Origin of the sequence: Mesorhizobium sp. M0208 (genome assembly GCF_040322015.1) — a bacterium.
Classification (GTDB): domain Bacteria; phylum Pseudomonadota; class Alphaproteobacteria; order Rhizobiales; family Rhizobiaceae; genus Mesorhizobium.
Window position 1 is genome coordinate 183442 of record NZ_JAMYSP010000008.1, and the last position, 25544, is coordinate 208985.

28 protein-coding genes and 1 pseudogene are annotated in these 25544 nt (G+C 61.0%); 8 read left to right on the forward strand and 21 right to left on the reverse strand.

Translation table 11 applies throughout. The annotated features are described in order from the left end of the window. Nucleotides 1-101: 101 nt before the first annotated feature. Entirely contained in the window at nucleotides 102-1070 is a 969-nt protein-coding gene (locus NKJ17_RS11380; RefSeq protein WP_352688372.1) for a GAF domain-containing protein, read from the reverse strand. A gap of 158 nt (nucleotides 1071-1228) precedes the next feature. Beyond that, a complete protein-coding gene (locus tag NKJ17_RS11385; protein ID WP_352688374.1) occupies nucleotides 1229-1876 on the reverse strand; it encodes a helix-turn-helix domain-containing protein in 648 nt (215 codons plus the stop codon). A gap of 65 nt (nucleotides 1877-1941) precedes the next feature. On the opposite strand from NKJ17_RS11385, the gene NKJ17_RS11390 reads away from it, so the two are divergent. Beyond that, nucleotides 1942-2223, forward strand: a complete 282-nt coding sequence (locus tag NKJ17_RS11390; protein WP_352688376.1) for a hypothetical protein — start codon at nucleotides 1942-1944, stop codon at nucleotides 2221-2223. Here the strand turns inward: NKJ17_RS11390 and fixJ are convergent. After that, complete coding sequence (gene fixJ / locus NKJ17_RS11395; RefSeq protein ID WP_352688378.1) at nucleotides 2220-2834, reverse strand: response regulator FixJ; 615 nt, start codon at nucleotides 2832-2834, stop codon at nucleotides 2220-2222. The two genes, NKJ17_RS11390 and fixJ, sit on opposite strands and share 4 nt — an antisense overlap. Then, nucleotides 2821-4374, reverse strand: coding sequence for a PAS domain S-box protein (locus NKJ17_RS11400; protein WP_352688380.1), 1554 nt, complete (start codon nucleotides 4372-4374; stop codon nucleotides 2821-2823). Before NKJ17_RS11400 ends, fixJ begins: the two co-directional genes overlap by 14 nt. A gap of 191 nt (nucleotides 4375-4565) precedes the next feature. Here NKJ17_RS11400 and NKJ17_RS11405 point away from each other — a divergent pair, with 191 nt between their 5' ends. Further along, entirely contained in the window at nucleotides 4566-5378 is an 813-nt protein-coding gene (locus NKJ17_RS11405; RefSeq protein ID WP_352688382.1) for a universal stress protein, read from the forward strand. A gap of 145 nt (nucleotides 5379-5523) precedes the next feature. Beyond that, nucleotides 5524-5793, forward strand: a complete 270-nt coding sequence (locus NKJ17_RS11410; protein WP_352688383.1) for a DUF6455 family protein — start codon at nucleotides 5524-5526, stop codon at nucleotides 5791-5793. Nucleotides 5794-5903: 110 nt separating this feature from the next. Here the strand turns inward: NKJ17_RS11410 and NKJ17_RS11415 are convergent, their stop codons facing one another. Then, on the reverse strand, nucleotides 5904-6470 hold the full coding sequence (locus NKJ17_RS11415; RefSeq protein ID WP_352688384.1) for a CBS domain-containing protein: 567 nt from the start codon (nucleotides 6468-6470) through the stop codon (nucleotides 5904-5906). Then, complete coding sequence (locus tag NKJ17_RS11420) at nucleotides 6448-6600, reverse strand: CBS domain-containing protein (protein ID WP_352688386.1); 153 nt, start codon at nucleotides 6598-6600, stop codon at nucleotides 6448-6450. The genes NKJ17_RS11415 and NKJ17_RS11420 overlap by 23 nt, the downstream gene beginning before the upstream one ends. A 149-nt stretch (nucleotides 6601-6749) precedes the next feature. On the opposite strand from NKJ17_RS11420, the gene NKJ17_RS11425 reads away from it, so the two are divergent. Further along, entirely contained in the window at nucleotides 6750-6965 is a 216-nt protein-coding gene (locus NKJ17_RS11425) for a DUF1858 domain-containing protein (protein WP_352688388.1), read from the forward strand. Nucleotides 6966-6968: 3 nt separating this feature from the next. On the opposite strand, the gene NKJ17_RS11430 is transcribed toward NKJ17_RS11425, so the two are convergent. Beyond that, nucleotides 6969-7670: a Crp/Fnr family transcriptional regulator gene (locus tag NKJ17_RS11430; protein WP_352688390.1), complete on the reverse strand. Its 702-nt coding sequence runs from the start codon at nucleotides 7668-7670 to the stop codon at nucleotides 6969-6971. A 156-nt stretch (nucleotides 7671-7826) separates the two neighbouring features. On the opposite strand from NKJ17_RS11430, the gene NKJ17_RS11435 reads away from it, so the two are divergent. Then, nucleotides 7827-8264: a pseudoazurin gene (locus tag NKJ17_RS11435; RefSeq protein ID WP_352688392.1), complete on the forward strand. Its 438-nt coding sequence runs from the start codon at nucleotides 7827-7829 to the stop codon at nucleotides 8262-8264. A 103-nt stretch (nucleotides 8265-8367) separates the two neighbouring features. Continuing rightward, nucleotides 8368-9543, forward strand: coding sequence for an NnrS family protein (locus NKJ17_RS11440; RefSeq protein WP_352688394.1), 1176 nt, complete (start codon nucleotides 8368-8370; stop codon nucleotides 9541-9543). Between the two features lie 63 nt (nucleotides 9544-9606). Here NKJ17_RS11440 and NKJ17_RS11445 read toward each other — a convergent pair whose 3' ends face one another. The 10 genes from NKJ17_RS11445 to ccoN form a co-directional block, all read right to left on the reverse strand. Next, entirely contained in the window at nucleotides 9607-10476 is an 870-nt protein-coding gene (locus NKJ17_RS11445) for an SUMF1/EgtB/PvdO family nonheme iron enzyme (RefSeq protein ID WP_352688396.1), read from the reverse strand. Between the two features lie 52 nt (nucleotides 10477-10528). Then, nucleotides 10529-11635 (reverse strand): copper-containing nitrite reductase, encoded by a 1107-nt coding sequence (gene nirK / locus NKJ17_RS11450; protein ID WP_352688398.1) that lies wholly within the window; start codon nucleotides 11633-11635, stop codon nucleotides 10529-10531. 200 nt (nucleotides 11636-11835) lie between these two features. Beyond that, nucleotides 11836-11985, reverse strand: coding sequence for a cbb3-type cytochrome oxidase assembly protein CcoS (ccoS, locus tag NKJ17_RS11455; RefSeq protein WP_352688400.1), 150 nt, complete (start codon nucleotides 11983-11985; stop codon nucleotides 11836-11838). Continuing rightward, nucleotides 11982-14270, reverse strand: coding sequence for a cation-translocating P-type ATPase (locus tag NKJ17_RS11460; protein ID WP_352688402.1), 2289 nt, complete (start codon nucleotides 14268-14270; stop codon nucleotides 11982-11984). The genes ccoS and NKJ17_RS11460 overlap by 4 nt, the downstream gene beginning before the upstream one ends. After that, entirely contained in the window at nucleotides 14267-14764 is a 498-nt protein-coding gene (locus NKJ17_RS11465) for a FixH family protein (protein ID WP_352688404.1), read from the reverse strand. The genes NKJ17_RS11460 and NKJ17_RS11465 overlap by 4 nt, the downstream gene beginning before the upstream one ends. Next, complete coding sequence (gene ccoG, locus NKJ17_RS11470; RefSeq protein ID WP_502906545.1) at nucleotides 14761-16326, reverse strand: cytochrome c oxidase accessory protein CcoG; 1566 nt, start codon at nucleotides 16324-16326, stop codon at nucleotides 14761-14763. Before ccoG ends, NKJ17_RS11465 begins: the two co-directional genes overlap by 4 nt. A 177-nt stretch (nucleotides 16327-16503) precedes the next feature. Then, nucleotides 16504-17367: a cytochrome-c oxidase, cbb3-type subunit III gene (gene ccoP, locus NKJ17_RS11475; RefSeq protein WP_352688408.1), complete on the reverse strand. Its 864-nt coding sequence runs from the start codon at nucleotides 17365-17367 to the stop codon at nucleotides 16504-16506. A gap of 2 nt (nucleotides 17368-17369) precedes the next feature. Further along, the gene (locus NKJ17_RS11480) at nucleotides 17370-17519 is read right to left on the reverse strand and encodes a cbb3-type cytochrome c oxidase subunit 3 (protein WP_352688410.1); all 150 of its coding nucleotides are present in this window, start codon (nucleotides 17517-17519) and stop codon (nucleotides 17370-17372) included. 12 nt (nucleotides 17520-17531) lie between these two features. Beyond that, entirely contained in the window at nucleotides 17532-18263 is a 732-nt protein-coding gene (gene ccoO, locus NKJ17_RS11485; RefSeq protein WP_352688412.1) for a cytochrome-c oxidase, cbb3-type subunit II, read from the reverse strand. A gap of 11 nt (nucleotides 18264-18274) precedes the next feature. Further along, complete coding sequence (gene ccoN, locus NKJ17_RS11490; RefSeq protein ID WP_352688414.1) at nucleotides 18275-19885, reverse strand: cytochrome-c oxidase, cbb3-type subunit I; 1611 nt, start codon at nucleotides 19883-19885, stop codon at nucleotides 18275-18277. Between the two features lie 252 nt (nucleotides 19886-20137). On the opposite strand from ccoN, the gene NKJ17_RS11495 reads away from it, so the two are divergent. Continuing rightward, nucleotides 20138-20554, forward strand: coding sequence for a hemerythrin domain-containing protein (locus NKJ17_RS11495; RefSeq protein WP_352688424.1), 417 nt, complete (start codon nucleotides 20138-20140; stop codon nucleotides 20552-20554). Here the strand turns inward: NKJ17_RS11495 and NKJ17_RS11500 are convergent. Further along, the gene (locus NKJ17_RS11500; RefSeq protein ID WP_352688416.1) at nucleotides 20551-21279 is read right to left on the reverse strand and encodes a Crp/Fnr family transcriptional regulator; all 729 of its coding nucleotides are present in this window, start codon (nucleotides 21277-21279) and stop codon (nucleotides 20551-20553) included. The genes NKJ17_RS11495 and NKJ17_RS11500 overlap by 4 nt on opposite strands. Before the next feature lie 155 nt (nucleotides 21280-21434). On the opposite strand from NKJ17_RS11500, the pseudogene hemN reads away from it, so the two are divergent. Continuing rightward, nucleotides 21435-22785: pseudogene (gene hemN, locus NKJ17_RS11505) on the forward strand (oxygen-independent coproporphyrinogen III oxidase). A 6-nt stretch (nucleotides 22786-22791) separates the two neighbouring features. Here the strand turns inward: hemN and NKJ17_RS11510 are convergent. The 3 genes from NKJ17_RS11510 to tnpC form a co-directional block, all read right to left on the reverse strand. After that, entirely contained in the window at nucleotides 22792-23223 is a 432-nt protein-coding gene (locus NKJ17_RS11510; RefSeq protein WP_352688418.1) for a potassium channel family protein, read from the reverse strand. Nucleotides 23224-23537: 314 nt separating this feature from the next. Continuing rightward, a complete protein-coding gene (locus tag NKJ17_RS11515; RefSeq protein WP_023731894.1) occupies nucleotides 23538-23771 on the reverse strand; it encodes a hypothetical protein in 234 nt (77 codons plus the stop codon). Between the two features lie 2 nt (nucleotides 23772-23773). Then, nucleotides 23774-25450 carry an IS66 family transposase gene (gene tnpC / locus NKJ17_RS11520; RefSeq protein WP_352688420.1) on the reverse strand — a complete coding sequence of 559 codons (1677 nt, stop codon included), beginning with the start codon at nucleotides 25448-25450 and terminating at the stop codon, nucleotides 23774-23776. Between the last annotated feature and the right edge of the window lie 94 nt (nucleotides 25451-25544).

The window sequence follows — 25544 nt, forward strand, 5'->3', positions numbered from 1 at the left end:
CGGTTGAAAGCGTTGCAGGATGGATGCCGCAATGTCAGCCCCGTTCGGGCGCCGGACCAGGCCGACCTGTCGCAAAACTGCGACAGGTCGGGGCGCGAACATCAATGTGGGCGGCGGATGCCGAACCGGGCGAGTTTGCGATGCAGTGTGGCGCGAGAGATGCCGAGGTTCTGCGCGGCTGCGGAAACGTTGCCTTCTGACCGGGCAAGCGCGCGCTGGACGGCGGAACGCCCGGCTTCCGTCAAGTCTTCCGACGCCGCCGGCGCGTCGCCAAGGAGGTCGGCGGCGGGCAATGGCTTGGCCAGGCAATCCTGCGTGATGCCAAGCGCCAGCCGCGCGGCACGGGTAGCCCCGACCACAAGGTCGTCGGCATCGACCGCCACCAGCGCGCCTGTACTCCTATCGGCGACTGGTGCCAGCAGGATGCGCGCTTTCGGAAACGCCATGCGGAAATTGTCGGCTTCGATGCGGCGGGCGGCTTCATTGACAGCCATGGCGATGAGATTGACGAAGCCCTCCGTCAGGTCGGCCCGGCAGGACGACACGTCGAGCGCGGCGACGAGGTTGCCCAGATGATCGTAGACCGGTGCCGTGGTGCAACTGAGCAGCGTGTTGCGGGTGAAGAAGTGCTGATCACGGTGGATGGTGAGCGCGCGCTGCTCCACCAGGCAGGTTCCGATGCCGTTGGTGCCCTCGCTGTGTTCACTCCAGACCGAGCCGGTCCACAGGCCCCAGGAATGAAAGGTCTCGTCGTCGACCGGGGCGCCACGGCGATCGACCGGCACACCATCGCGATCGGCCAGCAACACGCAGCAGCCGACACCGCCGACGGCAAGATAGAGCCTGTCGAGACTGGATTGGGCGGCAGCGAGCAGAGGCTCGACCTTCTGCCGGGCGACGATCAATTCGATGTCCGTCAACCGCCGGGGTGACTTCTGGCCCGCAGGATCAAGGCTGTGCAGCGAGGCCGAACGCCGCCACGAAGCGACCAGCGCCGATTTTGCAGCGGCATCCGATGCGATCGATGCTTGAATACGGTCCGCATGCAATGTGGCCATGTGCCGGTCCATGCCTTCCTCCCGAAGCCTGAACGCCGATAGACTTGCCTGCTGTTTTCTCAGTCATCCAGCGGCAAAAAATAGATGTCCTCCGTGCTGCTATCTTGCTCTTGGTGCCCTGCTGTCAATTGGTCTGAAGTGCTAGAACCATCCAGGAGTCGGAGCGCAGCTCATTCGCTCATCGCATGAAGCGCGTCGTGCCTGACGATTTCGATGCTGCGCAGGCTGAGCAGGCGGATGACGCCCTTGTCCTTCAGCCGGGTGAAGATCCGCGATACCGTCTCGATGGTGAGGCCGAGATAATCGCCGATGTCCATGCGCGACATCGGAAGTTCGACCTGCCGCAATCCGCCCTGGCGCTCCGCCAGGTCGACCAGGAACGCGGCGACGCGTTCGATGGCGCTCTGGCGACCGAGGACCAGCAGGTGTTCCTGGGCTCTGGTCAACCCCTTGAACGCCAGGGGCAGCAACTGATGGGACATGTCTGCTCCAGCAGTGAGGCGGAAGACGCGGACACCGGTGGAATTGATCGCTTCAGCAAAGAAATGGTGCGTCGTGTCGGCTTCGAAGCCGAATGTCTCTCCGGCGAGGTGAAAGGCACTGATCTGCCGGCGGCCGTCAGCAAGCAGGCGGTAGACGCGGACGGCGCCGAACTCCACCTGGTAGAAGGCTCCGGCCTTCTCGCCCTGGGCGTAGATTTCCGCAGCTGCGGGATAGAAGCTGAGTGGTTGCAGCGGTGCGGGCTCGAAAGCCTCCGGCAGGTTGGGCAGGGTAGACCGTGACGGCAGCGAAATTCTGGAGGCGGTGTAGGCGTGCATGGCTGTTTTCCCGGTTGATCCGTGACACAGCAATCGCGCGAATCGGCCGGCGCCGAAATTCGGTTATGTCCCTACGGGAAACAATCAAGGCGCGGCTCGCCGCTTCCTCCGATCATAGGGAGATGTGGAAGCCGATCCCAAGCGCTCCGTTCGGTCGCGAACTCGAACTCGCCGTCTTCGACGAGGACGGCGAAACTGCGCTCGTATTTCCCTGCATAAAGGAGCCGCAGGGTTGGAAGAGCGCCGAGACCGGCGTTCGCGTCGACATCCGCCCGACCCATTGGCGCTACTGGGAATCGAAGACAGTGCCGACAGACGACGGCACGTCCGTCGCTGGGGCTTCCTAGGGTCTCGATTCCACGATCAACGCCATGCGCACGAGATGCGACAGGCTGCTTGCGCCCATCTTGCTCATGACATTGGCCCGGTGGATTTCGATGGTGCGCGGGCTGATCCCCAGATCATAGGCGATCGTCTTGTTTGGCAGACCCGAGACAAGCCCATCCAGCACCTGCCGTTCCCGTTCTGACAAAGTCGACAGACGCCCGCGGATTTCCGCGGACTGCGGATGCGCTGCATGGGCCTGGTTGCGGTTGGCCAGCGCGGAGCGGATCGCTTCGATGAGCATCTCGTCATCGAACGGCTTTTCAATGAAATCGGCTGCCCCCTCCTTCATCGCCTGAACAGCGAGCGCGACATCGGCATGGCCCGTCATGACAATGACGGGAAGCGTGTGTCCGCCTGTTCTGAGCTGCCGCAGGAACTCGATGCCGTCTATGCCGGGCATGCGCACGTCGGTGACGATGCAGCCGTCGAGATTGTTCGTTGCCGTTGATAGAAAAGCTGTGGCTGATTCGTGCAGGCGTACAGCGAAGTCAGCTGTGGCCAGCAGAAAACCGAGCGACTTGCGAACGTCCACGTCGTCATCGACCACGTGCACCAGATCACTGCCGGCCATTGGCGACCTCTTCTTTCTCCACGGTGCGTAAGGTGAACCGAAAAGCGGTACCCCCGGTCGGGATTGCCTCGGCCCATATGTGACCGCCGTGCGATTCGACGATCGTGCGGCAAATGGAAAGGCCAACCCCCATGCCCTGCTTCTTGGTGGTGACAAATGGCTGGAAAAGTTGTGCCGACACCTCCGGCGCAAGGCCGGGGCCGGTATCGATCACACTCACCTCGGCCATCCCATCGTCCCGGGCAACAGTTGTGACTTTCAATTCGCGGCGCGGCGCGCCCTGCATTGCCTCTACCGCGTTGCGCATCAGATTCAGCAGAACCTGCTGAATCTGGATGCGGTCGGTCAAGACCAGTTCGGCGGCAGGGTCAAGCTTGTAGCTGACGAGGACATTTATGTCCCTCGCACCAACCAGGGCGAGCGACGAGGCTTCCTCGATCAGCGCTGGCAGTCGTTCGACCTGACGTTCGCTTTCGCCACGTGCAACAAAATCCCTCAGATGACGAATGACGTCTCCGGCCCGCAGGGCCTGCTCGGCCGCCTTTTCCACGGCATCGCGCAGCATAGGGGCATTTTCTTCCTTGCTGTTCTCGAGAAGCCGGCGGCTGCCTTTCAGATAGTTGGTAATGGCGGTGAGCGGCTGGTTGATCTCATGTGCCAATGTCGATGCCATCTCGCCAAGCGCGGTGAACCGCGCCATGTGCAGGAGCTCCTGCTGCTGTTCCTGTATTCTTGCTTCCGCCCGGTGGCGTTCGGTGAGGTCACGACAGAAGCCGGTAAAGAAGCGCCCGGTTCCCGGGTTCATCTCGCCGACGGAAAGCTCCATCGGAAAGGTCGAGCCATCCTTGCGCATTCCCGTGACGGTGCGGCCCAGTCCGATGATCCGGCGCTCGCCGGTGGTCAGGTAGCGAAGCAGATAGGCGTCATGCTCATTGCAATAGGGAGAGGGCATCAGCATATTGACGTTCTGACCAATAACTTCGCCCGACTGGTAGGCAAACAGTGTTTCGGCAGCGGTGCTGAAGGATTGGATCAAGCCCTGTTCATTGATGACGACCATCGCATCGGGCACTGTCGCCAGAATCGAACGCAAATGATCTTCGCGCAAAAGAAGAGCTGCGTTTGCGAAGGAAAGCTCGCTAACATCGGTGCCTTCGACGAAGATAGCCGTAATGCGGCCATCGTCGGCCTTGATGGGCTGATAGACGAAATCGAGAATGCGCTCTTCGGCAGGTTCGTCATCCTTGCGAAGCGCGACTTTCACCGCCCGTCCCCTGTACGGCTCACCCGTTTCATACACCTGGTCCAGTAGTTCGTAGAAGCCTTGGCCTTCGAGCTCGGGAAGGGCCTCCCGCACGGATTTGCCAATCACTTGCCTGTGGCCGATCAGCCGTTGGTAGGCAGTATTGGTCAGTTCGAAGACATGATTTGGCTCACTCATGAGAGCCATGAAGCTCGGAGCTTGTTCGAACATTTGCGACAAGACTGATTTAAGCGTCGTCGCGCCAACCGACAAAATAAGCGCTTCGTCTTGGCTCACCTGGGATTCCTAGGTTCGATACGCCTGCAAGAAGGCTACCTATCACTTCTCTCCGTACAGGCAAAACGGATCGAGGCAGACATTTTTCGCACAGATGCTATTGGCGGGTTCTTTGACGCGCATCAAGGCGTCGAGCGCCGATGGATGCATTTCATCATCGTATTCCACCGGTCCAGCGAAAGGCATCCATCATGTACTACAAGTCAATCATCGTGAATCTTGCCGTGGATGCACCTCCGGCGGCCATGGTGAAATTGGGGATCGAGCTTGCGGAGCGATTTGGAGCCCGTCTTATCGGTCTGGCAGCAGCGGATGTCCCGCCCCTGGTCGCGACAGGCGACGGCATGGTCTACGAAGGGGAGATCATGCAGATCCAGCGCACGGATATCGAAAAACGGCTTGCCGAACTGCGAGCCGAATTCGAGAGACTGGTTCCGGCTTCAATCTTCAGCGAATGGGGGCAAGCCGTTTGCAGCCCAACCCGCTTCCTGAGCGTTTCGGCCCGAGCCGCCGATCTTATCGTTACCGGCAGCGAGAAAGGGGAAAATGTCTTCCGCGCAGTGGATGTCGGCAGCTTGGTACTCGGTTCTGGTCGACCGGTCCTGGTCGCCGCGAGCAATGTCGAACATGTCATGGCGAAAACCGTGCTGGTTGCCTGGAAGGACACCAGGGAAGCGCGACGGGCGATAACAGATGCATTACCATTCCTGGCCAAGGCCACCGAGGTTGTCATCGCCACAATCGATACCGACCGCGACGAGAGCATTCGCGACAGCCTCGCCGATGTCGCGGTTTTTCTCGAACATCACGGCATCATGGCGCGAACCGAACTGATCGCCGGCGACGCTGACGGCGACCGGTTGCTGACATTCGCACGCTCGATCCATGCAGACCTGATCGTCTCTGGCGCCTATGGCCACAGCCGTCTGAGGGAATGGGCATTCGGCGGCGTCACCCGCACGGTGATCGAAGAGAGCAGCATCAACCGCTTCATGTCGTATTGATGGTTCGACGTCCCAGCCGCCGGGCGCGCTTCAAGAATCCACCCCTTTCGCCGCTTTTGGCCTGGCCACGGCTCAGTCTATCGACCGAGATCAAGTCGTTGACCGGCTGCATGGCTATGATTCTCAAAAGGCAGGAGTGACCAACATGAGCTTTCTTGATTACCTGATTTCAGTCGACGCCAGGGCCGCTTTGATGGGTCGCATGATGCAGAAGCTGGGTGTCGACAGACAGTTGAAAGTCGTGGCGGACCATGCAGCAGTAACCGATCGGGCGGTGAACCGCTGCCGATCCTGCGGCCATCAGGACGAATGCTCGACGTGGCTCGATCAACATGAGCAAGCCAATGATCCGCCAGACTATTGCCGCAACCGGGACCTGATCGCACGGCTGCAGAGTGTGGCTGGCCAACGCTAGGACGTCGAGCGCTCAGGCTCAGCCGAAGGCTTCACTCCACCTTTGGAACGGACCGCACGCCTTATCGAGGGCGGCCAAGGCGCAACGGGATTCGCCGGTTGGGCTCACCGCTACGAAACCAGGATGACGGACAGCAGTTCGGCGCAGAAGAGATCATCCCTGACGGCTTTGACGCCGGCAACATTTTCGGCGGCGACGATGGCTGCCTGGCGCTCGCGTTCGTCAAAGATGGCGCCGCTCAGTTTCACCACGCCCTTGTTCACTAATACGCCAATCAAGTCGTTGCCGGCCCATTTCTGAGCCGCAAGCTTGGCAAGGATATTCCGACGGATCTGTTCGTCGTCAATGACTACGGGAGCTGCTTTCGGAAGGACGCTGAGCAATGCCCGCAGAAGATCAGAGCGGGTGATGATGCCAACGACTTTCCGACCGTCGACGACCGGAATGCGTTTGACGTGGTGGCGCGTCATGAGCTCGACGACCGCCGAGAGCGATGCGGCAGGGGATGCCGTGATGACATCCTTCGACATCACCTCCTCAATCCGTTGCCCATTGGCGTGGACATATTCTTCGGCAACTCGTCCCGGGCTGACAAGAAATTCCAGCCAGCGTTGACGCTTGCGCTGAGTGCTCAGCTCTCCGCGGCGCAGGAAATCACCCTCGCTGATAATGCCCACCAGCGCCGTCACTGAGAATGACGGGGAGTCCGCTGATCTTGCTGGAGAGCATCAATCCAGCCGCATCGGCGATCGATGCGGACGGATCTATTGCGACGACCGGCGTGGTCATTATGGCTTCGGCTTGCATGCATGCCTCCTCAGATACTTTATCCCTTTGCTTATCGAGGTCACGCGCGCCGTGTCTTGATCTGAATCATTTTTCGGATTGCGAAAGCGCAACGAAGGCGGCCAGAGCGGGATTTATGAAGAGGCCTCGCAAATCGCGGAGACTTCATCGTGAAGCAGCGCAGTTCGATCAGTCCGGACACGGTCGTCGACGAAATCATGAGGAAATGGCCGGCAACGGTGGCAGTGGTGGTGAGATACAAGATGCTCTGCGTCGGCTGTCCGATCGGTACATTCCATACCGTGGCCGAAGCATGCCGGGAACATCAGATCGATGAGGCCGACTTTCTTTTGGACTTGGAATCGGTTGTTCGAGGAGAACGGTGACGGTCAGCCCTTGTCCCGGTTCTCAGCCAGAACCACCAGGCGATGCGCATCCTTGACCGTGACTTTCTGGCGCCCGCTGACGATGATTCCCTTCTCTTCCCACTTGCTGAGCAGCCGGCTGACGGTGTGAAGTGTCGTCCCCGTCATCTCGGCGATGTCCTGCCTCGAAATCGGGAAGTCGATTTCGATGCCGCTGTCAGTCTTTCGGCCGGTCTGGTTCGCCAGTCGCAGCAGTGCATGCGCAACCCGCTGCTCCACCTGTTCCGTCGACATCTCCACCACCCGCGTCTGCGTCTCCTGCAACCTGTTTCCGACCGTCCTGTAGGTGGTGGCGCCAAAAACCGGAAACCGTCGCGCAAGGTCAGGCCAAAGAGCGTTCGGCCACGCCAGCACCACGCAGTCCACCGCTGCCACGGCGGTGGCGGGGTAGGTCGTTCGGCCAAGTGCCGCGGCAACGCCAAAAATCTCGCCTTCACTGATGTACCTGGCGATCACCTGCTGTCCGTCCGGCGTCGTGCGGACGACGCGTATGTGCCCGGCCAGTAGAATGAAGAACGAGTGGGCCTGGGCTTCCTGCGCGAAGATCGCCGTCTCCTTGGCATAGCGGGACGACCGGGCGCCTTGCAGAATCTCGCTCTGCTCGTCGGGCGTCAAGCCCTGGAAAAGGGGCAACTGCGATATCAGCGATCGGTCCAGCGCACCCAAGCGGATCATCCCCTCACAGCCCTACGGTTCCGCATCAGTCGTGCGGGAGACCTTTCTTATCCCGAGTTTGCGCCAGCGCAAATTATCTCCGGCCGCATCAAGCTAAATGGCATGGAACGGCGCAATGCCGCGACGACGAAACAAAAGGACAAACCGATGAAATTCTCCATCCTCGCTGCAGCAATCTCCATCCTGGCTCTCTCCAGCGGCGCAAGCGCGGAAGAGCATGTGGTGCAAATGCTCAACAAGGGCGAAAAAGGCGCCATGGTTTTCCAGCCGGCCTTCATCAAGGCAGCACCCGGCGACACCGTCAAGTTCGTGCCGACCGACAAGAGCCATGACGCGGAGTCGATCAAGGGCATGCTTCCGAACGGCGCTGCAGCCTTCAAGGGAAAGCCCAACGAGGAGATCACCGTCACACTGACCCAGGAAGGTGTGTACGGCGTCAAATGCGCGCCTCACTACGGCATGGGCATGGTCGCCCTGATCGTTGTCGGCAAGCCGGTCAACCTCGACGCAGCCAAGACGGTCAAACATGCGGGGAAGGCAAAGACGGTATTTGCCGATCTGTTCAGCCAGATCGAGGCCAACTGACCGGCAATCGATACAGCCATGCCTGCCGCACAAAGGGCGGGCGCGGGCCGGACGAACCGAGGGCGGCGGTTCATCCGGCCCTGTTCATTTGGAGACGCAAATCATGGGAATACCACGCCTGCGGGCCTACACCGGGCCCGCATTTCTTTCCTACGGGTTCAGGCCTTTCTTCTTCCTAGGGTCGCTGTATGCCGTGCTCTCCATTCTGCTTTGGCTGCCGATGTACGCCGGCGAACTCGATGCCCACAGTGCGTTCGTTCCCGTCGACTGGCACATTCACGAAATGCTGTTCGGCTATCTGCCGGCGATCGTTACCGGGTTCTTGCTGACCGCCATCCCGAACTGGACCGGCCGGCTGCCCGTGCAAGGCCTGCCGCTGCTTGCGCTGGTAGTCTTGTGGCTTGCTGGACGCGCGGCTGTTTTCTTCTCGGCGGATACTGGCTGGGAAGCAGCGGCCGTGATCGATGGCTCCTTTCTGCTTGCTGTCGCTGCCGCGGCGGCCCGCGAGATCGTTGCGGGACGGAACTGGCGCAATCTCAAGGTGCTGCTGCCGCTTGCCGTTCTGGCGTGCGCCAACGGCGTGTTCCATATCGAGGCGCACCTTCAAGGTACATCCGACATCAGCCGCAGGCTCGGCATCGCCGCAGCGATCATGCTCATCTCGCTGATCGGCGGGCGCATCATTCCGAGCTTCACCCGTAACTGGCTCGTCCGCGAAAATCCTGGCCGGCTTCCCGCGCCTTTCGACCGTTTCGACATCGCATCAATTGCCATCTCAGCCATCGCGCTGGGAGTATGGACGTTCGCCCCGGACAACAGCGTCTCAGGAATGCTTATGGCCGTCGCCGCAATCTGCCAGGCGTGGCGTCTGTCGCGCTGGACTGGCGAGCGCACACTACGAGATCCACTGGTGCTCATCCTCCATCTCGCCTACGCTTTTGTCCCGATCGGACTTGCCCTGGTCTCGGCATCGATCTTCTTCCCCGATTCCGTACCGGCGGCGGCAGGACTTCACGCGCTCGGAACCGGTGGGGTCGGCGCCATGACGCTTGCCGTGATGACCCGCGCAACGCTCGGGCACACCGGGCGAGAACTGAAGGCTGGAAGGGGCACCTCGTTCATCTTCGTCTCTATCCTGCTCGCGGGATTATTGAGGATTCTCGCCGCCTTCGTTCCCTTTAGCGTGGTGGTCGACATGGCCGGCGCCGCATGGGTGGCGGCATTTGCCGGCTTTCTCCTGACCTACGGAACCGCGTTGACGACACCCAAGGCGCGGTGAGGGAGGGAAGGGCGACGGGCGGGCTCGCGACGGTCGGGAGATGTGGCCCGCTATTCCTGCTTTTCAGACGATGCCAAGCCAGCCAAGGATCCGGCCTGCCCATCCCCGATGATCCCGGACCAGCCTGAATCCCAGATTGTCGGGAGGCGTGCCAACGGCACAGCCTCCGCTTTTCCCGTCACTGACGAAGTTCGACATGTAGGCTCGGTGAAGCCCTTCAAGGACGTGGACGCCGCAATTGTCGACCGAGCTCGCAACACCGCTGCCATCAGCAGCCAACGTCGTGCGGACATAGCAAGTCGAAGTCCACTCCCAGACGTTGCCGGAAAAGTCGGCGAGGCCCAGGGAATTCACACCAAACGAGCCACGGCTCTTGGGCAGCGGGTCCGGTTTGCGATTGAGGTCCACCTCGGCCTTGTAGCTGGTGAGCCAACGCCTGGCAGGGTTGTTGGCGTCGTTTTCGACACCCTCGAATTCACCTGCGAACCGTTCCGCCGCGGCAAACGCCCATTCCTCGTCTGATGGCAGCCGCCATTGATCGCCTGTAACCCCCGAATACCATCGGGCGTAGGCGTGGGCGTCGAGATAACTTACTCCGGTCACGGGAGCGCTGCCTGGGATCGCGCGCGTCTCCTGCGCCGGCTGGCAACTGCCAGCTGTTACACAGTCAGCATAGTCCTCAGCGCTGACCTGATAGGTCATGATTTCGAGAGGCTTGTTGAGCTGGCGCTTGAGGCGGGGATTACCTTGCGGATGGCCGTCCTTCAGGAACTCGCCAGGCGTCGGATAGATTATGGACCCGGACTGCAAGGTCGTCGTGGCAGCGGCGGAGTGAGGCTGTTGGTCCCAACTGGCCGCCTTTATCGACAGACCCGCCGGCACGGAAGTGGCCGCGATGGCCACCGCGACAAATTTTAGGATGAAAGGAGACATGGCTTTTGTCCAGGCCCGGACAGCGTTGCTGTCCGGGCAGATTGGAGGGCCGTCAGTTGATGGCGATGGGTTTGGGCGCCTCGACCTGTGTCATCAGGTCATCATTCCACTCGCCCTCGACCATGAAGTGAGCGGTCGCTCCGAGTTCCACGGCCTCGATGAGATTGTGATTGACGTAGGCGTAGATGCCCGGCTGCAGGAACGTGTAGAGAGCCGCGCCCGCCGATCCGCCACGGATGAACCAGGTTTCCAGATCCTTCGCCGGCGGGTTGGCGAATTTGCCCTGTTCCCAAACATAGTCGCCGTGACCACCGATCAGATGCGGCCGCGTATCGCGATTGGCCTGCGAATGGACGATCAACACGGTCTCGCCGACCTTCGCCTTCATGGCGTTGTCGCCGGTCAGCGAACCGGCCTTGCCGTTGAACACCACATGCGTCGGGATCAGCCCGCGCATCACCTTGACGATGTCGTCGTAGCCGACGCCTGCGGATTCGTAGTTCTTGAAGTTGCCCTTCTCGTCGCGCGGAATGTAGAAGTCATTCTCGCCGATGTAGAAGATCTTGTCGTATTTGACCGGTTCGCCCTTATCGTTCCTGAGGCCGTCACGCGGCAGGATCATGATGGCGCCGCTCATGCCGGAGACGACGTGCCAGGGGATCATCGGACCGCCGGGGGCGCAGTGGTAGACGAACGTCCCCGTACGGGTCGCCTTGAAGCGCAATGTAACCTGTTCGCCTGGATTGATGAGCGTGAGGCCGCCGCCACCCAGCGCCCCGGTTGCTGCGTGGAAGTCGATGTTGTGGGCAAGGGAGTTGGTATCGGGATTGATGAGCGTCAGTTCGACATAGTCGTCCTGGTGCACGACCATCAGCGGGCCGGGAATCGAGCCGTTATAGGTCATCGCGTTGAGCGTCGTTCCGTCGGCATCGATGACAACAGGCTTTTCTTCGATCGTCATGGTGAACTCGACGATTTTTGGTCCGCTCTTGGCCACCTGATCGTGCGAATGCACAAAAGGCGGGGCCACGAGCTTGATCTTTTCGCGGGCGAGCCCTCGAATATCTGCCTTTGTCACCGGTGCCGAAAGTGCTGGCAGTGCCGCCACCGCGGCAGCGCCAATTGCCGCTCCGAACAGAGCCTCGCGTCGCGTGATCATCTCAATCTCCTATCTCTCAGCCATTGCAGATGAGTAGAAGCTATCTGACCTGACGCAGCGTTTCTTTGCGCTGGCGCAAATTTGTGGCGTTCATTGGGGGAGGCAACAGCTTCGGACACGCAATCTTCGTGCGTCACAGTCGAGGCGGAGAAGGGTCGTGGCGCAGGTTTGCGGCGCCGACGTCAACGCCTTGCGCTGGATCAGCGGTTGTCTTCGCGATCGATGAGGATCCGTTCGGCGGCTCCGTCAAGATCTTCGTACTGGCCACTTTTCAAAGCCCACAGGAAGCCCCCCAGGCCAAGCGCACCAAGAAAGAGGGCCACCGGTATGAGATAGGCGAGGGTTGTCATGACGAACGGACCAGTTCGTTGAAGTTGGACAGACTGTCGCGCCCAACATCTTTCGCCTGCGAATTTGGCTTGGAACCCTGCAGTCGCAGCGCATTTCCGATCACGAGCAGGGAGGAAACGGACATCGCTATCGCCGCTATCAATGGCGTGACGTACCCCAGGACGGCGATCGGGACGGCGACAGCATTGTAGACGATTGCGATCACGATGTTCTGGCGGATCAGGCTTCCCGCCTTGCGCGAGACGTCGATCGCGAGGGGCACAGCAAGAAGGCTTTCGCGCAGGAATACGAAGTCGGCTGCGTTGCGGCCGATGTCGGCGGCGGTGGCCGGTGCGATCGAAACATGCGCTGCGCCCAGTGCAGGCGTGTCGTTGAGACCGTCGCCGACCATTAGAACCTTGTGTCCGTCTTTTGCCAGGGTTTCGATGCGTTCGACCTTGCCGGATGGCAGCAGGCACGCAACGAAGTGGTCGATACCCAACATTTTCGAGGCTTCGCCACAGGCACCTGCGGTATCCCCTGACAGCATTTCCACCGATACCCCGGCATCGTTCAATTGCTCGATGGCCGCCTTGGCGTCGGCACGCAGCGCATCCTCGAAATCGAAGGTGGCGACAATGGTCCCGTCTTTCGTCAGGACCGTTCCGCCATAGCCATGTTTGCCTTCGCCGCCGGTCCGGGCCTTCCATCCAGCCCATCCCCGCCGACCCAGCCGCCAGGTGATGCCTGCGGCGGTGGCTTCGATTCCGAATCCCGGATGCTCGCTGACGATATCGAATCTGCTCTGCCCACCAAGACCGGCGAAGCCGGCTATGGCCTTTGAGAATGGATGGCGGGAGTGCACGGCCATGTCGGCTGCGACCGCCAGCATGGCCGGATCGATGGAAGTTGCGTTGACCAGCCGGGGCAAGCCGAGGGTAAGCGTGCCGGTCTTGTCGAACACCGCCGTGTCGATCGTTGCCAAGCGCTCCATCGCCGAACCATCCTTGACCATGACGCCGTTTTCGAACAGACGCCGTGCCGCGACCACCTGCACAATCGGCACGGCGAGGCCAAGCGCGCAGGGGCATGTAATGATCAGAACGGCGATGGCGATGGTTATCGCCCGGTGCCAATCGCCCGTCGCCGCCATCCAGCCAAGAAATGTCGCGAAGGCAGTGAGATGAACCACCGGAGCATAGAGCGCTGAAACGCGGTCGGCGATCCGGCGATAATGCGTGCGGCCACCCTCGGCCGCTTCCATCAGCCGAACCATTTCCGCCAGGAAGGAATCCTTCGCGGCGGCCGTCGCCTCGATCGTCAGCGGGCCGGTAAGATTGAGCACACCGGCCTGCACGCTGTCGTCCGGCGCGGCGTTTCTGGGGGTGCTCTCGCCGGAAACCAGGGAACAGTCGAGATCCGACGACCCCCGAATGATCTTGCCGTCGACGGGAATCCTTTCGCCGGCCGCGATCAGCAGCTGCATGCCTGGTTCGATCTCGCCAACCGGCAGGTAGTCGCGCGTGCCATCGCCTCGCAGCACCATGGCGCCACGCGCCGCCAGCCGTGCCAGGCCGCTCACGGCGGTCCGGGCACGCTCCCGCATCACATGGTCGAGCGTGCGGCCAATCAGCAGGAAGAACAGCAGCGATACCGACGCGTCGAAATAGGCATGGTCGCCATGGTTGATGGTCTCGTAGAGGCTCATCGCGTAGGCCAGCGAGACCCCGACCGCGATCGGTACGTCCATGTTCATGCGGCCGTGGCGCAATGCATTCCAGGCCGAGCGGAAGAAGATGCCGCCGGCGAAGGCGAGCGCCGGGATGGCGATCAGCGCCGAGAGCCAATGGAACAGGTCGCGGGTCGCGCCTTCGGCGCCGGACCAGACCGAGACCGAAAGCAGCATGATGTTGCCCGCCGCAAAGCCCGCGACCGCGACGGCGCGGATCAGTTCAGAAAGCGTCCTGTCCTTCTCGCCAACCTCAGAGTCGAACAGATGCGCGTCGTAGCCGAGTCGTCCAAGCGCGGCAACGACCGGCGGAATTTCGGTCCCGCGCCACTGGATCGAGACCCGTTTCGTCGACAGGTTGACGCGAACGCGCTCGACGTGATCGAGCCTGCCAAGTGCCGTCTCGATCGCCTGGATACAGGCTGCGCAATGAACCGTCGGCACTGAAAGGTTGGTCTGGCGAAGATCATGGCCAAGCGACCGGCTCGCCAGTCTGATTTCCTGGCTTGAGGGCAGGCCGGATGTGACCCTGTCCAGATCCAACGCCATTTCCGCGCCCGGCGCACAACAGCTCATCGCAGTGCTCCCTGGGAAATCATGATCCTGCGGACGTCGCGATAGGGTTCCGCGAGACCGGCGTCGGCGTCGACTTCGACGATCCAGACGCCGTCCCTCGGTGTGTGCCGAGCGGCGAATTCCTGGCCGGAGGCAAGGGCGAGCATGACGGACTTGTCCTCTTTCTCGTATGCGGGATGGCGAAACAGCACCTTGACGCCATGCAGGAGAACCGGCTTGCCGGCGGCGTCCGTGAGGCTGTAGCGAACTTCGCCCCATGCGATGGTCAGCTTGCCGGTCCAGCCGAGCGCTGCCTGCGCGCGACCCTCCTCGGCCTTCTTGTTGAATTGCTGGCTCGCCACGTAGGTGTTTTCGACGACAAGGCCGGTCCAGCTTGTGTTGGCGAGCGTCGCCATGGTCAGATTGACCGCGATGACCACGCCGAAAAAGGCAAGCATGATGGCCAGCATGTGCTTGCCGGTGAATTCGCGGGTTTTTTTCACCTTGGCGTTCATCTGGCGATCTCCGGCGTATTGAAGGTGGCGGTGTATTCGTCCGACTCGGAGCTCGCCTTGTCCTCGACCCGGAATTTGAAAGTTTGCGCCGTGCCGTGGATTTGATCCGCCGGTTGGCGCACGAAGACCTTCAGCATTTTCAAGCGGTCGGGTTCGACCGGAATGGCGAAAGAACGGCTTGCCGGGACGTCGTCGCCGACTATGCTCATGTCAGCTCCCTGCAAGTCTTGAATCGTGACGATGATCGTCCTTGGCTCGGGGATCATGTTGAGCAGTTTGACGGTGTAGCCGTTGCGGATCGAACCGTCGGACAGCGTCACGAATTGCGGATTGCGGTCATGCAGCACGTTGACTTCGAGCCTGTCGCGCGTCAGCAGCGAATAGAGCAGGCCCAGGCCGATCAGCGACCACAAACCTATGTAGACATAAGTGCGCGGCCGGAAGATCTTGCGGATATGGAAGTGGGCCACCTTGTCTGAGAACAGGCCATCAGCCGTCCTGACCAGTGACGGATTGACCGAACTGGCGCCGCCCGCGGTCGCCAGCAGCATGTTGGCGTTGTAGTCGGAGAGTGTCGCATAGGAGATCAGCCCGCGCTCCTTGCCGAGCTTGTCCATGACACCGTCGCAGGCGTCGATGCAGAGCGCGCAGGTGATGCATTCGAGCTGCTGGCCGTCGCGAATGACGATCCCCATCGGACAGACCGCGACACAGGCATTGCAGTCGACGCAATCGCCGACGGGCTGCCCTGCGGCAAGGACCTTCTTGGCGTGACGCGAGCGCGGTTCGCCGCGCCAGTCATTGTAGGTGACGGTGAGCGAACTCTCGTCGAGCATGGCCGCCTGGATACGCGGCCATGGGCACATATAGGTGCAGACCTGCTCACGCATCAGCCCGCCGAACGTATAGGTCGTCGCCGTTAGCACGGCGACGGTGATGTAGGCGACGGGGGCCGCGGTGATGGTGAAGAGTTCGCCGAGCAGCGTCGGCGCATCGGCGAAATAGAAGATCCAGGCGCCACCGGTCAGCACCCCTATGACCAGCCAGAGGGTATGTTTCGCAGCGCGCAGCACTAGCTTGCGCGTGGTCCAGGGACCTGCGTCGAGCTTCATGCGCGCGTTGCGGTCGCCCTCTATCGCGCGCTCGACGACCAGAAACAGATCGACCCACACGGTCTGCGGGCACGTATAGCCGCACCAGGCACGACCGACAGTCGACGTGATCAGGAAAAGACCGACGCCGGCCATGACCAGAAGGCCTGCCACATAGTAGAATTCCTGCGGCCATATCTCGATGAAGAAGAAATAGAAGCGCCGGTTGGCGAGATCGAGCAGCACCGCCTGGTCCGGGGCAAACTGGCCCCGATCCCATCGCAGCCATGGCGTCAGATAGTAGATGCCGAGCGTGATCGCCATTACGACCCATTTGAACCGGCGAAAACTGCCCGAGGCGCGCTTTGGAAAGATCTTCTTGCGTGCGGCATACATTGGCTGGCGGATTCTGACAGAATTGACCGCCTCGGCCTCGAGCCGTTCTACCTGCGTATTGTCCCGCACCTGCATCTCCACTCGCGCCGGCGGCAATCCGCCCATGCCTGGGCTGCCAGCGTAAGGAGTCTTGCCGCAGGTCGGGGCAAGGCGCGTTGATGCAGGTCAAACCAGTTGCCGGATGCAAGTCGAGGCCCGGCAATGCCGGGCCTCGTCGCTTGGCGGTGAAGGGCAGAGAATAGGCCCCCGTTCCTATTCCCCACCGCCAAGCGAATGGATGTAGACGGCGAGTTCCTTGACCTTGGTCTCACCCAGTCGTCCGCCCCAGGCCGGCATCACGCCTTGCTTCGGCGCGCGGATCTGTGCGGCAATAGCTGCTTCGTCAGATCTGTAGAGCCAGATCGCATCCGTCAGGTCGGGTGCGCCGAGTTCTTTGTTGCCTTTCGCACTGTCACCGTGACAGGCCACGCAATTTTCCGCGAAGACCTTGGCGCCGGGCTCGATCAGACTTGCGGTCTGGACCTTTCCCGAGAGGCTGGCGATATAGGCGGTGACCTGAGCGATCTGGTCAGGCGTTATGATGTCGCCAAAGGCAGGCATTTCCGACAGACGCGTATCCGGATCGGACGCGAAGCGGATGCCGTGCGTGATTGTCTGCTGGATCTGCTCCGCCGTGCCGCCCCACAGCCAGTCGTCGTCGTTGAGATTGGGAAATCCGTTGGACCCTTGGGTGTCGGAGCCATGGCACTGCACGCAATTGATCTTGAACGCGGCGCCGCCGGCAGCGACGGCGAATTCGCGCAACGCATCGTCGCCGACAACCTCCGAGACGGTTTTCGACTCTATTGCCGTGACATATTTGCCCTTGGCAACCTCGGCCGCCGCCAGCTCGTTCTTGACCTCGTTACGGCTCGAATAGCCGAGTACGCCCTTGGTTGCCGAGGTCAGCATCGGCCATGCCGGATACGCAATCGTGTAGCCGATGGCCCAAACAATGGTGATGTAGAACGTTACGACCCACCAGCGCGGAAGCGGGTTGTTCAGCTCTCTGATTCCATCCCATTCGTGGCCGGTGGTCGAGACTCCAGAGATTTTGTCGATGTGCTCGTCGCTCATGATCACTCGTCCTCAAGGGGAATCCGGGCAGCTTCGTCGGCTAGCTTGCGGCTCCCGGGGCGGAGAGCGAAGGCAATTGTGCCAACAAAGAAAAGCGCCATGGCGAGCAGGCCCCAACTGTCGGCAAACTCCCGCATCAAATTGTAATCCATCGATAAAACTCCTCAGCGGTAGCCGGCGGCTTCGTCGTAGTTCTTGAAATCGACCAGCGTGCCGAGCATCTGGAGATAGGCAACCAACGCGTCCATTTCGGTGACTTGCTGCGGATTGCCGTCGAAGTCGCCGAGCTTGACCTTCGGATAGCGTGCTTCAACGCCGGTGGTGTCGACGTTGGGGTCCGCCTGCCCCATGAGATCGGCATTGGCGTTGGCGATCATGTCATCGGAGTAGGGGACGCCGACACGCCTGTTGGCGATAAGATGGGTCGAGAAATTCTTCACCTCGATCGGCGTGTCCTTCAGAAACGCGTAGCTCGGCATGATCGATTCCGGCACCACGGAGCGCGGATCGGCAAGGTGCTGTACGTGCCATCCGTTCGAGTAACGGTCGCCGACCCGGGCCAGGTCCGGTCCGGTGCGCTTTGATCCCCACTGGAAAGGATGATCGTACATGGACTCGGCGGCCAGGCTGTAGTGCCCGTAGCGCTCGACCTCGTCGCGGAACGGCCTGATCATCTGGCTGTGGCAGAGGTAGCAGCCCTCGCGCACATAGATGTTGCGCCCGACAAGTTCGAGGGGTGAATAGGGGCGCATGCCTTCGACCTTCTCGATCGTGTTGTCGAGATAGAAGAGTGGTGCAATCTCGACGATGCCGCCGACCGTCACCACAAGGAGGGACCCAACGAGAAGAAGCGTAGCGTTCTTCTCGATGATTGCGTGTCTGTCCATCAAGCCCATTTTCTGGCTCCTTATTCGGCGGGCTGAAGGGCGGGAACAGAGCCCGGCACTGGCTGCTCCTCGCGCTGATATCCGAGGATGGTCATGGTGATGTTCCAGGCCATGATCAGGGCGCCGGAGAGGTACATGGCCCCGCCGATGGCGCGCATGACATAGTAGGGGTGCATGGCGGCGACGGTTTCGGCGAAGGAGTAGACCAGAAAACCCTGCTCGTCGTATTCGCGCCACATGAGCCCTTGCATGACACCGGAGACCCACATCACCGCCGCGTAAACGACGATCCCGAGCGTCGCCAGCCAGAAGTGCCAGTTTACGAGCCGCAGCGAATAGAGACGCTCGCGGTTCCACAGCTTGGGCACCATGAAATAGATCGCGCCGAACGAGATCATGCCGACCCAGCCGAGCGCACCGGAATGTACGTGACCGATGGTCCAGTCGGTGTAATGCGACAGCGAGTTGACCGCTTTGATCGACATTACCGGACCCTCGAAGGTCGACATGCCGTAGAAGGCGATGGCCATCACCATCATGCGGATGATCGGATCGGTGCGAAGTTTGTCCCAGGCGCCTGACAGCGTCATCAGGCCGTTGATCATGCCGCCCCATGACGGCATCCACAGCATGATCGAGAATACCATGCCGAGCGTCTGCGCCCAATCGGGCAGGGCGGTGTAGTGCAGGTGATGCGGCCCGGCCCAGATGTAGAGAAAGATGATTGCCCAGAAATGGACGATCGACAGGCGGTAGGAATAAACCGGCCGGTTTGCCTGCTTGGGCACGAAATAATACATCATGCCCAGGAAGCCGGCGGTGAGGAAGAAGCCGACGGCATTGTGGCCGTACCACCACTGCGTCAGTGCGTCCTGAACGCCGGAAAAGGCGGAGTAACTCTTCGAACCTAGGAAAGAGGCGGGCATCGACAGGTTGTTGATCAAATGCAGCATCGCGATGGTCACGATGAAGGATAGGTAGAACCAGTTCGCGACGTAGATGTGGGGTTCCTTGCGCTTCAGGATCGTGCCGAGGAACAGGATGAGATAGGCGATCCAGACGATGGTCAGCCAGATGTCCACATACCATTCAGGTTCGGCGTATTCGCGGCTCTCGGTGATGCCGAGCAGATAACCGGTCGCAGCCATGACGATGAAAAGCTGATAGCCCCAGAACACGAACCAGGCGAGATCGCCGCCGAACAGCCGGGCGCGGCAAGTGCGCTGGACGACATACAAGGACGTGCACAGCAGCGCGTTGCCGCCGAAGGCGAAGACGACGCCCGACGTATGCAGCGGCCGCAAGCGGCCGAAATTGAACCAGGGCTGGATGTTGAGATCGGGGTAGGCGAGCTGCAGTGCGATGACCACGCCGACCAGCATGCCGACGACACCCCAGAACATGGTGGCGATGGCGCCATAGCGGATTGGGCCATCCATGAAAGCGGATGGGTCGATCGGAGCGGCCACTTCGAAATTCGTCTTGCGGATCAGGATGGCGACAAAACCGAGCAACACAAAAAACAGCACCCACATGTGCTGCCGGAAAGGCTCGTCGACACCGAACCCGGCGGCCACTAGGGCTGCAAATGTAAAAAGGGCCAAAGCGAAGATTTGCGTGCCGAACTTCATGACTTGTCCCCGACGTCGGATTCCCTTGCGCAGACGCCAATCCGCCGGGACAGCAATTCAGCAGTCGCCTCATCGCCGCATTGATCCATGTCAAAGCCAACAGCTTTTGGATTGGGCAGCGTCGATCCGGCAAACGGTCAGGAGGCAGTCATCAACGGGGAGAAGGAGCGGAAATCGTCGCTGTTTGAAGCCCGCCGCGAGATTTCCAGGCCGATCGGACGGTTCGATAGAAAGATCCTTCCTGGCGCTGTGATGAAACGTGCCCATTGGGAAAAGCTGCGGCTCTGTGACGCCTTGGAAAAGATCGCCGATACGTTACCGGCCGCAGATCGCCTGAACTGTATCGGCGTGGCCAACGCGATGGTTCCGCTGTTGCGAAGCATTCATCAATACGAAGAGACAGTCATCTTTCCGGCCTACGAGGCTGCTTTGACCAGCAGCGATGCCAACCTTGCTTCAACCCGGCGGTTGCGGGCCGAGCACGTCGAGGACGAATGCTTTGCCGGCGAGGTGACTGAAATCCTGCTGGCGATCGGCCATGGCGAGAAAGTCGACAATGCCGAGGCTGTCGGCTTCATGCTGCGCGGCTTCTTCGAAAGCTTACGCCGGCATATTGCCTTTGAACGCGAGCATATTTTGCCGATGATCGGGGTCGTCGACGACCGTTAGGCGCCGGAGCGGCGTTCTAGCCGGCTCATATTGTCCACCGTCACGTGCCGATTGTTGTCGATCCGGATTACGCTGTCTGTTCGCAGCCTGGTCAGTTGGCGGCTGACCGTCTCGATCGTCAGGCCGAGAAAATCGGCGATGTCGGCGCGCGTCAATGGCAGATCAAAAGTTGTCGACTGGGCCGCCGGGTCAAGCGTGGGGTCGATATTTCTGGCGATCATCAGGAGAAAGCTCGCCACCTTTTCCGAAGCACTCTTGCGCCCCAGCGTCACCATCCAGTCTCGTGCTTGGTCGAGTTCGTCGAGCGTCTGCTTGAAGAGACGATGCTCGAGCTGTGGCGATTCCTTCAGCATGCGCTCGATGGCGGCCTTTGGAAACGAACACAGGGAAACGGTGGTTGCAGCTTCGGCGTTGATCGCGCTTTCCACCTTGAAGGGCCTGCCCAGGAAATCGGGGGCGAACTGCAGGCCGACAATCTGCTGGCGTCCATCCGAAAGGCCCTTGGTGAGCTTCACCACGCCGGAAAGCACATTGGAATAACTGTCGACGGTCTCGGCGTCGCCGATCAGTTCCATGCCCGGTTCAACGTTGTGCTTGGATGAGGTCTTGGCGAGGCCTACCAATTGCTCGGGCTCGAGCGCGCCGCAAACGCCGCGGTGTCGTGCCTCGCAAGACCGGCAAAGCACTGGGATGCCGGAACTATGAACGTCCTGGCGCATCGTCATCTTGATCTTCCAAAGGATTCCATGTGCCGGCAACGTACCATCGCCGGACAAAAAAGCCTTGCGGCAGTTTGTCTGCGGGGGCCTTGACCGAAATCAAGGCCGCGGGCGCCCACTGTGACCAGTGTCGCGCAATGCAAAGGGGATCGGATAGCGACATGCGGCCAGAATTAGTTGCCAGGCTCGGTGAGAACGTTCCACGCTACACCAGCTACCCGACCGCGCCGCATTTCCATCCAAGCGTTGATGCTGCCGTTTGTCGTGGCTGGCTGCAGGCGCTCGGCGGTCGTGACGATATCTCGCTCTATCTGCACATCCCCTACTGCGACAAGCTTTGTTGGTTCTGTGCCTGCCATACCAAGCAGACACGCCATTACGAACCGGTGACGATCTATCTCCGCTCACTACATGCTGAGATCGCCACCGTCGCCAGTCTTGTCGCAGGCAAGGGTCGTGTGCGTGCCGTCCATTTCGGCGGTGGTTCGCCGACGATGCTGAAGCCCGAGGATATGGTGGCCCTGGCAACCGTCCTGCGAAACAGTTTCGAATTTCTTCCCGACGCCAAAATCAGTGTCGAAATCGAACCCAACGATATGGACGATGCCCGCCTCGATGCACTCGCCGAGATCGGCATGACAAGGGCGAGCCTCGGCGTCCAGGATTTCGATCCGAAGGTTCAGAAGGCGATCAACCGCGAGCAGAGTTTTTTGCAGACCAAAGCGGTTGTCGACGGCGTTCGTTCACGAGGTGTCGAATCGGTCAATCTCGACCTGCTCTACGGCCTGCCACACCAGACCAGGGAGAGCGTCGCCTCCACCGTGGCGCAGGCACTGACCCTGGAACCGGACAGGATAGCGCTTTTTGGCTACGCCCATGTGCCGTGGTTCAAGAAGCATCAGACGATGATCGACGAGGCATGGCTGCCCGGACCCGCGCAGCGGTTTGCTCAATCGCAACTGGCGGCGCGGGCGATCGTGGACCAGGGATACGAAGCAATCGGCCTCGACCATTTCGCTAAACCGGGCGATGCCCTGGCGCTTTGCGGCCCGCGCCGGAACTCTGCACGGGAACTTTCAGGGTTACACGGAGGATCGCTGCGAAACATTGATCGGCCTCGGCCCATCATCCATCAGTCAATTTCGCCAAGGCTATGCGCAGAACATGCCGTCGACCGCGGAGTATGGACGCATGGTCTCAGACGGTGGGCTGGCGGCTGTCCGCGGTATCGCGCTTTCCGACGACGACCGCGTTCGCGGCTGGATCATCGAGAGGCTGATGTGTGATTTCGCCTTCTCAGCGATCGAGCTGGTGGAGCGCTTTGGCGAAGCCGGCCAGAGGCTTCTGCTCAAGGCAAGTTCCACTGCCCTTCGTGACCCTGAGGGGTTGCTTGAACTTGATGGCGACAGCTTCGTCGTGCCGGCGGAAGGCCGCCCCTTTGTCAGAAGCATCGCGGCGAAGTTCGACAAATATCTTGAAACCGGCAAAGCTAGGCACTCGGTGGCGGTCTGAGCCGGCTCAGAAATGCTCCCCCGCCTTGAACGGGCCGATGCGCGTTCCGGCAGCGATGAGATAGGCGGTAGACCAGCCGATCAGCAGAAACCCATTCACACCTTCGAGCGCAGCCAGGACACGCCATGCATGAGCGGGCACGATGTCGCCGTAGCCGACCGTCGAAAAAGTAATGGTCGAAAAGTACAAGGCGGTTTCGAAGTCGGCGAAGATATCGAGAAGCCGGTAAAGTCCGGCCCATAGCCAGACCTCCGCTGTCATCACGGCGAAGAGGCCCATAACCACGCTGATCATCGCAACAGTCCGGCTGCGGCGCCCATGCATACGAAACCGGGAGACAAGGTATCTCATCGCATGTGTGACGGCGATCAGACCAAATGTATGGACCAGGACCGTCAGACTTATGATCATGGTGCCGATGAGTAGATTGAGGATCATGCGCGAAAGGTAGATGACGCATGGTTCTGGTCCTTGTGCGAGATCAAATCCCCCGCGGCATGCTCTAACCCGCTACCGTTGATTGGGCGTGCATATGCACGCAGAAAAGCCAGGGACTGCGTTCGCACGAACGCATTGGTTGCCGTTTCTGAAGACAATGTCATCGCAAGCTTTGTGTGCACCATGTGTGCAGTGAGTGGCGTGTTTATGAAAAGTGGCTTTCAGCTGCGGCGGCAAAATCGGTACGCATCCGGTGAAGACCGCAGACGTGCGCATCCGGCAGTCAGGAGAACCTGAGCACCGGAGTGCTGGGGTCAAGCTTTCTTTGGGGAGACGCGATGATATTCTTCGAGGAGGAGTTTGACCTCCTCGATGCCTTCATCGGTGAAGGCCAAGATCCCGTCGTCATCGTTGGCGCCGTAGACCCAGATGACGCCGTCCTCGGGCTCGAGACCGAGGGTCAGGTCCTGGATGAGCGCTTCGCTGACGCCGAGGTCCCTGGCGACACGATCGACGGTGTAGACGTGATGCACCTTATTGCGCTGCATGATCAGGCCGCCGCTGGTTGGGTCCGCAATTTTGCGGATCTCCAATTCCACGGCAGCAAATCATCGATCCGATGGGCCGGATAGGCGGGCAGTCGGGCGAGGACGTCGGCGAGCCAGGCCTGCGGGTCGACGTCATTCAACTTGGCGCTGACGATCAGGCTGTAGAGAACGGCCGCGCGCTGTCCGCCGCGATCGGAACCGCAGAACAGCCAGGACTTTCTGCCGAGAGCGATGCCGCGCAGGGCTCGCTCGGCTGCATTGTTGGATAGGCAGATCCGCCCATCGTCGAGGAACCGGGTGAAGGATGACCAGCGGCGCAGCATGTAGTTGAAGGCCTTGGTCAGGTCGTGCCCGCGCGAGAGCTTGTCGCGCGTCTTGATCATCCAGCGCTCGAGCTCGGTGACCAGCGGCGCGCTCCGCTCTTGGCGCACGGCGTGGCGTTGGGCCGGCGACAGGCCGTTGATCGCGCGCTCGATATCGAACAGGGCATCGATGCGCTTCACGGCTTCGACCGCCAGCGGATAGACCAGGTTGGGCTTCTCGCCGTGCGCCTTCTTGCGCGCCGCCGCTTCGGCATCGGCCAGCTCAAACACTTTGCGCCGGCTGTGGGCCCAGCAGCTGGCCTCCAGAACAGGCGCCGGCTGACGACCCGTCGCATAGAGATCGCCATAACCACCAAAGGCATCGGCCTGCAGAATGCCGCTCCAGCCGGCGAGATGCGTCGCGGGATGTTCGCCTCGGCGATCGCGGGAATAGTAGAACACTGCCGCCGGCGGATCGGCGCCGCCGAACGGTCGGTCATCGCGCACATAGGTCCATAATCGGCCGGTATCGGTCTTGCCCTTGGCCAGGACCGGCACCGTCGTGTCGTCGCCGTGCAGACGCGAAGCGGCCAGCACATGGGCTTCGAGCTGCTTGAACAGCGGCATCAGCGCCGCGGCGCCGGCGCCGACCTGGTCGGCGAGCGTCGACAGGCTGAGCGGCACGCCTTCGCGGGCATAGCGTTCGGCCTGGCGGTTAAGCGGCTGATGCTGGCCGAACTTCTCGAACAGGATCATCGCCAGCAGGCCGGGACCGGCCCAGCCGCGCGGGGTGGCGTGGAAGGGCGCCGGAGCCTGGCTGATCGTCTCGCAGTCGCGGCAGGTGAACTTCTCCCGCACGTGCTGGATCACCTTCCATTGCCGCGGCACCACCTCCAGCGTCTCGGTGATATCCTCACCCAGCTTGCGCAGCCGATGACCGCCGCAGCAATGGCAAGCGGCCGGCGCCGGCTCGACCACGCGTTCGCGCGGCAGATGCTCGGGAAATGGCTGGCGCGCCGGTCGCTTGCGCATGTAAGGCGCCACCTCGGTGGTCCGGGCCGCGGCCTGTTCGGCGGCGATCTCGTCTTCCGTCGCGGTGCTCTCGAGTTCCTCGAAGGTGAGTTCCATCTGGTCGTGCAGGCGGGCTGAGCGTTCAGAACTCTGACCATGCAGCGCCCGCTGCAGCTTCCGGATCGTCAGATGCTGATGCGCGATCAGCGCCGCATCATCCGATGCCTTGGCCCTGGCGACCGCCAGTTCGGCCTCGACCAGCGCAGCGCGCGCGGCCTCGTCTTCGGCTCTGGCCAGCGCCGCGGTCAGCGCTGCTCTCAGCGCGCCAATATCGTCCGGAACAGCATCCTGGGCGGTGGCAACCATGCCCTGGAGTGAATCATAAAACGCGTCCGCTGACTCGCGGAAAATGGCGCAAACTCAAAGAAAAACTCAGCCCGCGCGCTGCGGGCGGAACGTG

Excerpts from the sequence above, each read along its gene's own strand:
- NKJ17_RS11380 (WP_352688372.1), bottom strand. The coding sequence starts at position 1,070 with ATGGACCGGCACATGGCCACATTGCATGCGGACCGTATTCAAGCATCG.
- NKJ17_RS11385 (WP_352688374.1), bottom strand. The coding sequence starts at position 1,876 with ATGCACGCCTACACCGCCTCCAGAATTTCGCTGCCGTCACGGTCTACC.
- NKJ17_RS11390 (WP_352688376.1), top strand. The coding sequence starts at position 1,942 with ATGTCCCTACGGGAAACAATCAAGGCGCGGCTCGCCGCTTCCTCCGAT.
- fixJ (WP_352688378.1), bottom strand. The coding sequence starts at position 2,834 with ATGGCCGGCAGTGATCTGGTGCACGTGGTCGATGACGACGTGGACGTT.
- NKJ17_RS11405 (WP_352688382.1), top strand. The coding sequence starts at position 4,566 with ATGTACTACAAGTCAATCATCGTGAATCTTGCCGTGGATGCACCTCCG.
- NKJ17_RS11410 (WP_352688383.1), top strand. The coding sequence starts at position 5,524 with ATGAGCTTTCTTGATTACCTGATTTCAGTCGACGCCAGGGCCGCTTTG.
- NKJ17_RS11420 (WP_352688386.1), bottom strand. The coding sequence starts at position 6,600 with ATGCAAGCCGAAGCCATAATGACCACGCCGGTCGTCGCAATAGATCCG.
- NKJ17_RS11435 (WP_352688392.1), top strand. The coding sequence starts at position 7,827 with ATGAAATTCTCCATCCTCGCTGCAGCAATCTCCATCCTGGCTCTCTCC.
- NKJ17_RS11440 (WP_352688394.1), top strand. The coding sequence starts at position 8,368 with ATGGGAATACCACGCCTGCGGGCCTACACCGGGCCCGCATTTCTTTCC.
- NKJ17_RS11445 (WP_352688396.1), bottom strand. The coding sequence starts at position 10,476 with ATGTCTCCTTTCATCCTAAAATTTGTCGCGGTGGCCATCGCGGCCACT.
- nirK (WP_352688398.1), bottom strand. The coding sequence starts at position 11,635 with ATGATCACGCGACGCGAGGCTCTGTTCGGAGCGGCAATTGGCGCTGCC.
- ccoS (WP_352688400.1), bottom strand. The coding sequence starts at position 11,985 with ATGACAACCCTCGCCTATCTCATACCGGTGGCCCTCTTTCTTGGTGCG.
- NKJ17_RS11460 (WP_352688402.1), bottom strand. The coding sequence starts at position 14,270 with ATGAGCTGTTGTGCGCCGGGCGCGGAAATGGCGTTGGATCTGGACAGG.
- NKJ17_RS11465 (WP_352688404.1), bottom strand. The coding sequence starts at position 14,764 with ATGAACGCCAAGGTGAAAAAAACCCGCGAATTCACCGGCAAGCACATG.
- ccoG (WP_502906545.1), bottom strand. The coding sequence starts at position 16,326 with ATGCAGGTGCGGGACAATACGCAGGTAGAACGGCTCGAGGCCGAGGCG.
- ccoP (WP_352688408.1), bottom strand. The coding sequence starts at position 17,367 with ATGAGCGACGAGCACATCGACAAAATCTCTGGAGTCTCGACCACCGGC.
- NKJ17_RS11480 (WP_352688410.1), bottom strand. The coding sequence starts at position 17,519 with ATGGATTACAATTTGATGCGGGAGTTTGCCGACAGTTGGGGCCTGCTC.
- ccoO (WP_352688412.1), bottom strand. The coding sequence starts at position 18,263 with ATGGGCTTGATGGACAGACACGCAATCATCGAGAAGAACGCTACGCTT.
- ccoN (WP_352688414.1), bottom strand. The coding sequence starts at position 19,885 with ATGAAGTTCGGCACGCAAATCTTCGCTTTGGCCCTTTTTACATTTGCA.
- NKJ17_RS11495 (WP_352688424.1), top strand. The coding sequence starts at position 20,138 with ATGAAACGTGCCCATTGGGAAAAGCTGCGGCTCTGTGACGCCTTGGAA.
- NKJ17_RS11500 (WP_352688416.1), bottom strand. The coding sequence starts at position 21,279 with ATGACGATGCGCCAGGACGTTCATAGTTCCGGCATCCCAGTGCTTTGC.
- NKJ17_RS11510 (WP_352688418.1), bottom strand. The coding sequence starts at position 23,223 with ATGATCCTCAATCTACTCATCGGCACCATGATCATAAGTCTGACGGTC.
- NKJ17_RS11515 (WP_023731894.1), bottom strand. The coding sequence starts at position 23,771 with ATGCAGCGCAATAAGGTGCATCACGTCTACACCGTCGATCGTGTCGCC.
- tnpC (WP_352688420.1), bottom strand. The coding sequence starts at position 25,450 with ATGGTTGCCACCGCCCAGGATGCTGTTCCGGACGATATTGGCGCGCTG.